Annotated in this window: 9 protein-coding genes and 1 pseudogene; 3 read left to right on the forward strand and 7 right to left on the reverse strand. The window is 73.6% G+C overall.

The features are described 5' to 3' along the window. Positions 1–17: 17 nt before the first annotated feature. The 5 genes from ACZ7RU_RS16060 to ACZ7RU_RS16080 form a co-directional block, all read right to left on the reverse strand. Positions 18–431, reverse strand: coding sequence for an ATP-binding protein (locus tag ACZ7RU_RS16060; protein ID WP_470341552.1), 414 nt, complete (start codon positions 429–431; stop codon positions 18–20). Positions 432–640: 209 nt separating this feature from the next. After that, positions 641–988, reverse strand: coding sequence for a PRC-barrel domain containing protein (locus ACZ7RU_RS16065; protein ID WP_470341553.1), 348 nt, complete (start codon positions 986–988; stop codon positions 641–643). Positions 989–1,680: 692 nt separating this feature from the next. Further along, a complete protein-coding gene (locus tag ACZ7RU_RS16070) occupies positions 1,681–1,956 on the reverse strand; it encodes a hypothetical protein (RefSeq protein WP_470341554.1) in 276 nt (91 codons plus the stop codon). A gap of 310 nt (positions 1,957–2,266) precedes the next feature. Continuing rightward, positions 2,267–3,994, reverse strand: a complete 1,728-nt coding sequence (locus ACZ7RU_RS16075) for a thiamine pyrophosphate-dependent enzyme (protein ID WP_470341555.1) — start codon at positions 3,992–3,994, stop codon at positions 2,267–2,269. Between the two features lie 22 nt (positions 3,995–4,016). Further along, complete coding sequence (locus ACZ7RU_RS16080; RefSeq protein ID WP_470341556.1) at positions 4,017–5,600, reverse strand: FMN-binding glutamate synthase family protein; 1,584 nt, start codon at positions 5,598–5,600, stop codon at positions 4,017–4,019. 1,468 nt (positions 5,601–7,068) lie between these two features. On the opposite strand from ACZ7RU_RS16080, the gene ACZ7RU_RS16085 reads away from it, so the two are divergent. Beyond that, positions 7,069–7,368 (forward strand): YciI family protein, encoded by a 300-nt coding sequence (locus ACZ7RU_RS16085; RefSeq protein WP_470341557.1) that lies wholly within the window; start codon positions 7,069–7,071, stop codon positions 7,366–7,368. A 128-nt stretch (positions 7,369–7,496) separates the two neighbouring features. Then, a complete protein-coding gene (pgm, locus tag ACZ7RU_RS16090; RefSeq protein ID WP_470341558.1) occupies positions 7,497–9,137 on the forward strand; it encodes a phosphoglucomutase (alpha-D-glucose-1,6-bisphosphate-dependent) in 1,641 nt (546 codons plus the stop codon). Positions 9,138–9,254: 117 nt separating this feature from the next. Here pgm and ACZ7RU_RS16095 read toward each other — a convergent pair whose 3' ends face one another. After that, positions 9,255–10,439: an MFS transporter gene (locus ACZ7RU_RS16095; RefSeq protein ID WP_470341559.1), complete on the reverse strand. Its 1,185-nt coding sequence runs from the start codon at positions 10,437–10,439 to the stop codon at positions 9,255–9,257. Positions 10,440–10,657: 218 nt separating this feature from the next. Here ACZ7RU_RS16095 and ACZ7RU_RS16100 point away from each other — a divergent pair, with 218 nt between their 5' ends. Continuing rightward, positions 10,658–10,990 (forward strand): ArsR/SmtB family transcription factor, encoded by a 333-nt coding sequence (locus ACZ7RU_RS16100; RefSeq protein WP_470341560.1) that lies wholly within the window; start codon positions 10,658–10,660, stop codon positions 10,988–10,990. 75 nt (positions 10,991–11,065) lie between these two features. On the opposite strand, the pseudogene ACZ7RU_RS16105 reads toward ACZ7RU_RS16100, so the two are convergent. Continuing rightward, positions 11,066–11,347 (reverse strand): annotated as a pseudogene (locus ACZ7RU_RS16105) (transposase); the annotation flags it as partial. Positions 11,348–11,474 lie beyond the last annotated feature (127 nt).

The following is an 11,474-nucleotide window of genomic DNA, read 5'->3' on the forward strand; positions in this document are numbered from 1 at the left end:
CCACCGGGCCGGACCGCTCAGTGGGACGGCCCCACGCCCGGCGGGTGGAAACAGGCGGTGACCGTCTTGCCGTTCTTCTGCCGGCGGGTGTGCCAGTGGTCGGCGAGCGCGTCGACCAGCGCCAGGCCCCGCCCGCCGACGGCGTCGGGGGAGGCCGATCGCGGACGGGGGAGCCGAGGGCTGTGGTCGTGGACGCTCAGGTGCAGACAGCGCCCGTCCCACGTCAGCACCAGCTCCGCGTCGCTCCCGGCGTGGACGTGGGCGTTGGTGGTCAGTTCGGAAACGGCCAGCACCACCGCGTCCGCGACCGCCGGCGCGTCCCGGTTCCAGCCCAGGGCCTCCAGATGCGTCCGCGCCCATTCCCGGCCGGCCCGTACTCCCGCGCCGAGCGGAAGGCGTCGGGCCCACCCCACTCCGTGGATCCTGGCCATGCGGACCTCCCTCCACCTTCGGATGCCTTCGAGAACCTCCGGGCGCGTGCGTCCAGCGCCTGCCCGCAGCCGGTGACCGCATGCGACGTACCTCACGGTCCGTCGGCCGGCGACCGGTCAGGCGCACGGGCCTTCCCGCCACTCGGCCGGGTGGGCCGCAGGGCGCCGACCACCGGGTCGGGCCCTGCGGCGTGCGCCGGTGAGGGTGGTCAGAAGGCTCCGCCGTAGTACCCGCCGATCGCCTGGTGGTAGTCCGGGTCCGCGGTGTGCCGGTCCTTGTGGAACTCGGGCGAGTTCTTCACCTCGTCCTTCGTCCGGTTCACCCACACCGTCCGCTCGGCGGTGTCCACGCGCCGGATGGTGCCGGCGGGCAGCAGTACTTCACGGCCGAAGATCCACGGACCGGTGTCGACCACGATGTGCGCGGAGTCCACGTCCTCGGTGTGCCGGTCGACCTTGCCGATGTGACCGTCCTCGGCCTCGACCCGGTAACCCGTCAGGTCGGTGCCCGGGGCGTAACCCTCGGCGTTGCCGTAATCCCACAGTCCACTGGTCACAACTGCCTCCTCGTCGAACGGAATTCCTCTTCCTGGTACGGCTGCCGGTTTCCCCCGTCGCGGCGGAACATTCCCCCGCAACCCGCACTTTTCGTCGGTGGCGGGGCGGACGGGGCGGGCGGCTCGAGGGAGGGGCGGGCGAGCGGCGTGGCTCACCCGGCGCGCGCGGACGCCGGGCGCCCGCACCGCCCGCTGACGCATGAATCCGCAGACCAGGGGCAGGCGGACGCGGAGAGCGGCCGGCACATCCAGGGCCCGGCCCGACGACGAATGGAGCAATCCGCGGTGACCGAGCAGACCCGGCCCCCCGAGGCCGCACCTCCTCCCGACCCCGGCGGCCCCGCCCGCCCCCCGCTGGTGCCGGATCCGCCGCCCCCGCCCGGCGCCCCCGTACCGCCCCCGGAACCGCAGCCGCGCGCTCCGGCCCCGCCGAACCCCGAACCGGCCGCACCGGGACCGGGCGAGCCCCGCGCCCCCGAGCCGCCGGACTGAGCCGGGCCGAGCCTGACCGACGGGCCGTTGCGCTACGCGCCGTCACCGGGAGTTCCGGAGCCGCGCCCGCCGGGGCCGCTCCGGGCTTCCTCCCGCGCGGGCTCGGACCCGGGTCGGCGGCGCAGCGTGCCCCCCCGGACGGGGCGTGCGAGCCGTGGACCGCTGCTCCTGGGCCCCGCCGCCGGCTGCCGCCCCGGTTCTCACTCGCCGGGCGGCCGGCGGCCCCTACCCGGCACCCGGGGCGCCCCTGCCGACCGGCCGCGCACCGCCGCCCTCAGCAGCGCGAACGCCGCCGCCTGGACGGCGGCCACGGCCAGGCGGCGGCGCCAGGCGCGCTTGTGGCCGGAAACGTGCCGGCCCGGCTCAGGGCGGCCGCGACGGTGCCGCAGCCGTCGAAGGGCCCACCCGGCCGCCACGCCGCTCCACGGCCCCGGTACCAGGCCGAACGCCTTGAACGCCAGGTTCGCAGGCTTCACGGTGCCCGCCTCCTTCCGCACGGTGGTCCGGAGCACCGGCGCGAGGGCGTCCCGGGCCCGCAGGCCGGCCCGCGCCCCGGGTGCGAGACCGCCCGCCGCCCGCCGCCCGCCGCTTCGACCCGCCCCGCCCCGCCCCCGGCTCGCCGGGTGCGGGGCTCGTGACGCGGCGCCGCCGCTCACCGCGGGCCGCCCGCTTCGTGGTGCCCGCTGATGCGGCGCAGGCGCTCGTGACCATGCCGGGCGCGTGTGCCCGGCGGCAGGGGCGGCAAACCCGCAGGCCCGCGCCCGGCCGAGGGGGCGCCGAGGGACGTCAGCCCTCGTGGCTGCGGAGGGTCTCCCTGACCTTGGCGATCGCGAACCCCCAGCCCTGCTGGACGGTGGGCTTGCCCGGCACCGCCAGTTCCCGGGGGTTGGTCAGGACGTCGAGCACGACCGGACCCGGGGTCTCGAAGGCCCGCCGCACGCCGTCCGCGAGCTCGGAGGGGCCGGTGACGCGGATTCCGGTCAGGCCGAGCGCGGTGGCGACCGCGGCGAAGTCCGGGTTGTCCAGCTCGGTACCGAACTCCGGCAGCCCGGCCTGCTCCTGTTCGAGCTTGACCATGCCCAGGCGCCGGTTGTCGAACACCACGAGCTTCACCGGCAGCCGGTGGGTCCTGATCGTCATCAGGTCACCGAGCAGCATGCTCAGACCGCCGTCGCCGCAGAACGCCACGACCTGCCGGTCGGGGGCCCAGAGCTGCGCGCCGAGGGCCTGCGGCATGGCGTTGGCCATCGAGCCGAGGTTGTACGACCCCAGCAGGCGCCGGCTGCCGCGCATGGTCACGAAGCGGGAGAGCCACACGGTGGCCATGCCGGTGTCGGAGGTGAAGATCGCGTCGTCGCTCGCGCAGGCGTCGACCGCGGCGGCCAGGGCCTCCGGGCGGACGTCGTGGTCCCGGTTGTCCAGCGCGCTGCGCAGGCGGCCGAGCAGGCGGTGGTCGTGGCGGGGGTCGGCGAGGTGCAGCTGAGAGGTGCGCCAGTCCTCGAAGCGCTGCCGGGCGTCGTCCAGGTGCGAGCGGTCCTCGGTGGGCCGCAGGTGGGGGAGGAGGGCGCGCAGGGTGGCGGCGGTGTCGCCGACCAGCCCCACGTCCACCGGGGTGCGTCGGCCGAGGTTGCGCTCCCGCACGTCGATCTGGACGACCTTGCAACCCTCGGGGTACCAGTCGCGGTACGGGAAGTCCGTGCCGAGCATCACGAGGGCGTCGCAGGTGTCCAGGGCGTGGGCGGCGGCCGGATTGCCGATCAGCCCGGTCTGGCCGACCTGGTAGGGGTTGTCCTCCTCGAAGCCCTCCTTGGCCTTGAGGGTGAGGACCATCGGCGCGCCCAGGCGCTCGGCCAGCTCCAGCACCTCCGCGCGCGCGTGCCGGGCACCCCGCCCCACCAGCAGGGTCACCCGCTCGGCCGCGGCGAGGAGGTCGGCGGCCTCCCGCAGGCCCGCGTCGTCGGGGCGGGTGACCGGGCGGGTGCGCGGGAACCGCGCCGGCCGGTCCTCCGTCAGCTCCCGGTCCCCGAGGTCCCCGGGCACGGTGAGGACCGCCACGCCCTGCTCGCCGATCGCCGTGCGGACCGCCGTCTCGAGCATCCGCGGCAGCTGGTCCGGGGAGGTCACGGTGGCGCGGAAGACCGCGACGTCCCGGAACAGCAGGTCGTTGTCGACCTCCTGGAAGTAGTCGCCGCCCATCTCGGCCGACGGGACCTGGCCGGCGATCGCCAGCACCGGGGTCCGGCTCTTGGCGGCGTCGTACAGGCCGTTGAGCAGGTGCACCGAGCCGGGGCCGACGGTGCCCATGCACACCCCCAGGGTGCCGGACAGCTGCGACTGCGCACCGGCCGCGAACGCCGCCGCCTCCTCGTGCCGGCAACCGACCCACTCGAGGCCGTCGGTGGTGCGGACGGCCTCGGTCAACGGGTTCAACGCGTCACCGACCACGCCGAAGACGTGGCGCACGCCCAGCTCGCGCAGGGCGTCGACGATCACTGAGGCAACGGTACGTGCCACGGAGGGCTCCTTTCGGGGGTGTTCAGAGGGTGAAGCGGTCGGGGTCGGCCGCGTGCCAGTCCCGGGCCCACGACTGCGGCGCCTCGTCCAGGAGTTGGCCCGGGGCCAGCCGGGGGTGGAGGTCCGCGTAGGAGCGGATGGTCTGCGGGTCGGTCCGGCGCTGCAACAGGTGCGGGCCCAGACGGGCCGGCTCGTCGACACCCATCGCCGCCATGATCTGCAGGGCGCTCTTGACGGTCGCCTCCTGGTAGCGCCGCACCCGCTGGGACTTGTCCCCCACGTGCAGGGCACGGGCCCGGCGGCGGTCCTGGGTGGCCACGCCGACGGGGCAGGTGTTGGTGTGGCAGCGCTGGGCCTGGATGCAGCCGACGGCGAACATCATGGCCCGGGCGGCGTTGGTGTAGTCGGCCCCCTGGATCAGCCGCTTCACCAGATCGCTGCCGGTGGCCACCTTGCCGCTGGCACCGATGCGGACCACGTCCCGCAGACCGGTGCCCACCAGGGCGTCGTGCACCGTCATCAGGCCCTCGGTGAGCGGCATGCCGACGTGGTCGGCGAACTCCAGCGGAGCGGCGCCAGTGCCGCCCTCCGCGCCGTCCACCACGATGAAGTCCGGGGTCACCCCCTCGTCCAGCATGGCCTTGCACACCGCCAGGAACTGGCGGCGCGAGCCGACGCACAGCTTGAAGCCGGTCGGCTTGCCGCCCGCCAGCTCGCGCATCCGCGCGACGAAGCGCACCAGCTCGCGCGGGGTGGAGAAGACCCGGTGGTAGGGCGGCGAGACGACGGTCCGCCCCTGCGGCACGCCGCGGACCGCCGCGATCTCGGCGTTGACCTTGGGGCCGGGCAGCACCCCGCCGATGCCCGGCTTGGCGCCCTGGCTGAGCTTCAGCGACACGCACTTGACGTGCGGGTGCGCCGCCTTGTCCGCGAACCGGGCCGCGTCGAAACCCCCGTCCGGGGTACGGCAGCCGAAGTAGCCGGTGCCGATCTCCCACACCAGGTCGCCCCCGGGACGCAGGTGGTACTCGGACAGGCCGCCCTCACCGGTGTCGTGGGCGAAACCACCCAGTGCCGCACCGGTGTTCAGCGCCAGCACGGCGTTGGCCGACAGCGAGCCGAAACTCATCGCGGACACGTTCAGCAGCGCCATCTCGTACGGCTGGGTGCAGTGCGGCCCTCCCACCCGCACCCGCGGCGCCCGGTCGGGCACCGCGACCGGGGCCATCGACGGCACCAGGAACTCGCGCCCGCTCTCGTACAGGTCCAGCTCCGTACCGAACGGCTCCTCCGCGTCGCTCCCCTTCGCCCGCGCGTAGACGATGCCGCGCGTGTCGCGGTCGAAGGGGCGTCCGTCCACGTTGCGTTCGACGAAGTACTGCTGGACCTCCGGCCGGATGCCCTCCAGCGCGAACCGCAGGTGCCCGAGGACCGGGTAGTTGCGCAGCACCGAGTGCCGGGTCTGCAACACGTCCGCCAGCGCGACCACCGCCACGGCCCCCGAGGACCCGGCCACGGCCCACCACCACGGCGACACCACCACGGCAGCCGCCGCAGCCGCGACCGCCCCGCACCACAACCCGGCAACCCACAGGAATCTCCACACGGCCACCGTCTAACCCCGAACGGCCCTGCCAATCACCCGGCACCCGAGGTCAGGACCGGCCCCGCCCCGGAACGGCCGCCGCCGACGCCCCCGTGCCGCGGGGCTCGACGGCTTCCCGCAGGCACCGGAGCGGCGGGCCGCGGCCGAGTGGACGTCAGCCCTCGAAGCCGGACCGGCCGGACACGGCGAACACCCTGGTGGCCGCCTATGACCTGAGCGAGGCGCAGGCCGCACTGCTCTCCTACCTGAACGAGCGCGCGCCGGGCCGCGACACGGACTCCGGGGCACCCATCGGTGGTCGTGCTCCAGCAGCTCGGTGGGCCGGGCCGCGGGCGCGGCCCACTCGGGCCGGAAACCGGGATGGTCCCGCCACTGCGTAGCGGTGTACCGCAGGGCCAGCCCGAGGCCGTCGATCAGACCGGCGTCCTCGCCGTCGAGGGGCCCGTCGCTGGACCTCTTCCTACCCGACTTGTCCTGACGCCGTCACTGGAGCAGTGGCTTTCACGAAACTCGCGCCGGAGCCGGTCTGCCGTGTCCGCTGACAGGTGTCCGCCGTTCTGTCGAGGCGGGTGTCCGGGGCGGTGAGGTGGTCGTGACGGTTGGCGGCTGACCACCGTTCATGTCCGGTGGGCTTGTCGGGTTTCTGTGTCGGTGGCGGCTACGACTGCTGTGAGGAGGCCGGGGAAGCGTCGTTCCAGTTCTTCGGTGCGGAGGGCGTTCATTTTGGTGGTGCCGTTGTAGTACTGGTGGAGGAGTCCTGCTTGGCGTAGGACGGTGAAGTGGTGGCTGGCGGTGGATCGTCCGACGGGGAGGTCGAAGGAGCCGCAGCTGAGGTGGGTTCCGGAGTGTGCGAGTGTGCGTACTACTGTCCTGCGGGCCGGGTCGGTGAGTGCCTCCAGTACTTGTTGGATGCTGATGTCCTCGATGTCGGGGTGCACGATCATTCGTGCCGCCGGGCGTGTCCGTCCCACACCCACCATCCCTTCCCCAATGCTCGGCCCCCGTCCGGTTCGTCGGTCAAAGTCCTTGCCGTGCGCGTGACTTCGCGCACACGACGCTACTATGCCCGACCCGGGCGGCATGCCCGCCGCGACACCCGCACGGCAGGTCCCGTGGCCGGGGGAGGCGGAGGATGGCGGGGGCGGGCCCGCTGTCGGATGTGTGGGGTGCGGGCTGCGTGTTTGCGGGGTTCGGGGTTCTTTCCGCTGATGGGGCATGGGAGGCACGGTACGTGCCGGCCGGCGGGCTGGCCCGGGGGCCCGTGAGCGCACGATGACGGCGGCCTGGCCGCCGCCGGCGAGTACTGCCTCGAACAGGTTGCTCGACGGGCGGCGGCTCGGTCACCGGGTGCTCCCGTATCCGCGGTCGGGGCGCGTGGGGGCTTCCTGCCGGGGGCCTGCCGGGGCGGGTCGGGGTGGGTGGGGGGTGTTCGGGGCGGGTTGGTGGTCGGGGGTCTAGCCTGGGTGGCATGTTCGTACTGGAGCTCACGTACACCGCCGGCCTGGAGTCGGTCGAGGCTGTGCTGCCGCGGCACATCGAGTGGCTGGAGGCGCACTACGCGGCTGGTACCTTCCTCGCTTCGGGGCGCAAGGTGCCGCGTGATGGCGGGGTGATCCTCGCGGTGGGTGGGGACCGGGCCGCGATGGAGGCGCTGGTGGCGACCGACCCGTTCGTGCGGGCCGGGTTGACCGAGTACCGGGTGACGGAGTTCCTCGCCACCACCACCGCTCCCGCGCTGGCGGCCCACCGCCAGCAGCTGCCCGCCTGAGGCCTCGCGCCCACCCGCCGTCCGCGGTGCCCGTCCGGGGCGTCGGGATGCGGTGGTGTTGTGGTTACGATCGGTGAGTGCGGGGCGAGGACGTATCGCGGGTTCCGATTTTCGGCGGGAGTGGACGGATGGCACATGTGCGGGCCGGGCAGCCGGCGCAGTCGGGTGATCTGGTGGATGTGGCGCGGTTGGTGACGGCGTACTACGCGCTGAGTCCGGATCCGCAGGAGCCTGGGCAGCGGGTGGCGTTCGGGACTTCGGGGCACCGGGGTTCGTCGTTGGACGGGGCGTTCAACGAGGATCACATCGCGGCGACGACGCAGGCGATCTGTGAGTACCGGGCGGGGCAGGGTGTGGCGGGTCCGGTGTTCCTGGGGGCGGACACCCATGCGCTGTCGGAGCCGGCGAAGGTGACGGCGTTGGAGGTGTTGGCGGCCAACGGTGTGGAGGTGTTGATCGACGCGGCGGACGGTTATACGCCTACTCCGGCGGTTTCGCATGCGATTCTGGCGCACAATCGGCGTAGTCCGCGTGCGCTGGCGGACGGCATCGTGGTGACGCCTTCGCACAATCCGCCGCGGGACGGGGGTTTCAAGTACAACCCGCCCAGTGGGGGTCCGGCCGGTTCGCAGGCCACCGGTTGGATTCAGGACCGTGCGAACGAGTTGATCCGTGAGGGGATGCGCGGGGTCAGGAAGGTGCCCTACGCGCGGGCGCTGGCCGCGGCCACCACGGGGCGTCACGACTACCTCGGCGCCTATGTCGAGGACCTGCCCTCGGTCCTGGATCTGGAGGCGGTGCGGGGGGCGGGTCTGCGGATCGGGGCCGATCCGCTGGGCGGGGCGTCGGTGGCCTACTGGGGGCGCATCGCCGAGAGGCACGGTCTGGACGTGACCGTCGTCAATCCGGTGACCGATCCGACGTGGCGGTTCATGACGCTGGACTGGGACGGGAAGATCCGTATGGACTGTTCCTCGCCCGCCGCGATGGCCTCCCTCATCGGCCGCAAGGACGAGTACGCCATCGCCACGGGCAACGACGCCGACGCGGACCGGCACGGCATCGTCACTCCCGACGCCGGTCTGATGAACCCGAACCACTACCTGGCGGTGGCCGTCGACTACCTCTACCGCCACCGTGGCGACTGGCCCGGGGACGCGGGTGTCGGCAAGACGCTGGTCTCCTCCTCGATGCTGGACCGCGTCGCGGCCGACCTGGGGCGCGTCCTGGTGGAGGTGCCGGTGGGTTTCAAGTGGTTCGTCGACGGCCTGCTGGAGGGTTCGATCGGTTTCGGCGGTGAGGAGAGCGCGGGGGCGTCGTTCCTGCGCCGTGACGGCGGGGTGTGGACGACCGACAAGGACGGCATCCTGCTGGCCCTGCTGGCCGCCGAGATCACCGCTGTCACCGGCGCCACTCCCAGCGTCCGCTACCGCGAGCTGACCGAGCGTCACGGTGCCCCTTCCTACGCGCGGGTGGACGCCCCGGCCGACCGTGAGCAGAAGGCGCGTCTGGCCCGGCTGTCGCCGCAGCGGGTCGGGGCGGGTGAGATCGCGGGGGAGGAGATCACCGCCGTCCTCGCCGAGGCGCCGGGCAACGGTGCCCGGATCGGCGGCATCAAGGTCTGTACCGCCAACGCCTGGTTCGCCGCCCGCCCGTCGGGCACCGAGGACGTGTACAAGATCTACGCCGAGTCCTTCCTGGGCGATGAGCACCTCGCCCGGGTGCAGGAGGAGGCCCGTGCCCTGGTCGGGGAGGTCCTGCGGGGCTGAGCCCCCGGCGCGTGGCACCGCGCCCCGGTCCGGCTTCGTGCCGGACCGGGGCGCGGGCGTTTCCCGGCTGGGGGCGCCTCCTTGGCGGCGGGCGTCCGCTCGGGTACGGGCGTCGGCTCAGGTGCGGGCGGGTTGGGCCGGCTGCGGCGCCCGGGTTCGCGGCGGGTGTTCGTCGCGGGTGGTCGCGGCGGCCACCGCGCACGCCGTCAGGGCGAGTGCGGCCGCGGCGAGGGGGAACCAGCGTTCGCCGAGCAGTGTGATCGCCGCCGATCCGGCGACGCCGCCGGCCGCCGTGCCCAGGTACAGGGCGCTGCTGTTCAGCGAGATCAGCAGCGGCGCGTTGCCCGGGTCGATGGACGCCAGCCGGTGCGGCAGCGCCACCGACACCGCCCATCCGGCCAGCGGTACCACCGTCGCGTAGGCGAGTGCGCCCGGCATGGTGAGTCCCAGCCACGGCAGTGCGGCGAACGCGCCCGCGGCCAGTGCGGAGCCGGCCAGCAGTACCCGCCGCACCCCTATCCGGTCCACCAGGCGCCCGCCGAGCCAGCTGCCGGCCACCGACATCACGCCGCAGGTCAGCAGGATCACGCTCAGCCGGCCGGCATCGGCGCCGGTGGCGCCCTCCACGGCGGTGGCCAGGTAGATGTAGACGCTCTGGAAGGCGAGGAAGAACACCAGTGTGGTGGCCGCGGCGCCCAGGACCCGGCCGCGGCCCAGTGGCGCCAGGCGGGCGCGCAGGGCGGGGGCGGCGGCGGGGGCGGGCAGGTCGCGCAGCAGCACGGCCAGGCCCGCCAGTGCGGCCAGGCCCAGGGCGGTGACCAGCCACATCGTCAGCCGCCAGTCGGCGCGCCCCACCCAGGTGCCCAGCGGCACGCCGAGCGCGGTGGCCACCGTCATCCCGCCGAGTACGGTGGCCAGCGCCCGCCCGCGCCGCTGGGGGGCGACCAGGGTGGTGGCCACCGCGTTGGCGGTGGGCGTGTAGAGGGCGGCGCCGGCCGCGGCCAGCACGCGGGTGGCCAGCAGCAGGCCGTAGGTGGGGGCGAGCGCGGACAGCGCGTTGGCCGCGGTGAACACCGCCAGCGCGGTCAGCAGCAGGCGCCGGCGCGGCCAGCGGGCGGTGAACGCGGCCAGTACCGGGGCCAGCAGCGCGTAGCCGAGGGCGAAGACGGTGACCAGCTGGCCGGCCGCCGGCACCGACACCCCCAGGTCGGCGGAGACCGGGCCGAGGATGCCGGCGACGACCATCGAGTCGGTGCCCACGGCGAAGGTGCCGAGGGCGAGCAGGAGCAGAGGTACGGGCACGGCGGGGCCCCCGGGGCGCAGGAACGGATCGTCGGACGGGACGTGTCGCCGGACGGCGCGTGCCGCCGGACGAAACTGTTGGACATCCATGCAACAGTTGGACACTCGTCAAACATTCGGGGATGGGTGGATGATTGTCAAACCATTCATTCCCCGCCCGCCCGCCCCGCCCCCGCCCCTGTACCCGCCGCCGCGACCGCCCCCGAGGAGCACGCCCCGTGAACGACGACGAACGGCTACCCCAGCCCGCGACCGCCGACATCGACCTCGTCACCGTCCTGCACGCCCTCGGCGACCCCGTCCGCATGACCCTGCTGCTCAGCTACGCCGACGGCGGCGAACACTCCTGCGACCCGCGCGGCCTGGGCCTGGAACACCTCCACAAGTCGACCGTCTCCCACCACATGCGGGTCCTGCGCGAAGCCGGCGTCACCACCACCCGCGTCGCCGGCCGCAACCGCTTCGTCAGCCTGCGCCGCACCGACCTCGACACCCGCTTCCCCGGACTGCTCGACGCACTCCTCGCAGCGGCCACGCCCCCCGCACCGTAGACGGCACCCCGCCCCCCGGGGCCGGGCGCCGCCGGTTCCCGCCGTACGGGGTCCGCCTAGGTTCTGCCCCGCCGATCATGTCCGGAGCCAGGTGATGGCTGCTGCGACGGTGACGGTGCCCAGGTAGACGTATGCGCGCTTGTCGTACCTCGTGGACACAGATCGGTAGTTCTTGAGCTTGTTGATCGCCCGTTCCACGGTGTTGCGCTTCTTGTACCGCTCCTTGTCGAAGCCGGGTGGGCGACCCCTTGCCCGGCCCCGGCGTACGCGGTTCACGGCCTGGTCGCTCTTTTCGGGGATGACGTGGTGGATGCCGCGTCGCCGCAGGTACCGGCGGGTCCGGTGATTGCTGTACGCCTAGGGCCTGTGTGAGGTTGTGATCAACGAGCCGTTCGTAGGAGGTCGTCGATCCAGATCATCGCGGCGCGGAGGTGGAGGCCGGCGAGGTAGCTGTCGGGTGTCTTGTCGCAGCGGGTGGCGATGC

Source organism: Kitasatospora sp. NPDC114501 (assembly GCF_055633695.1).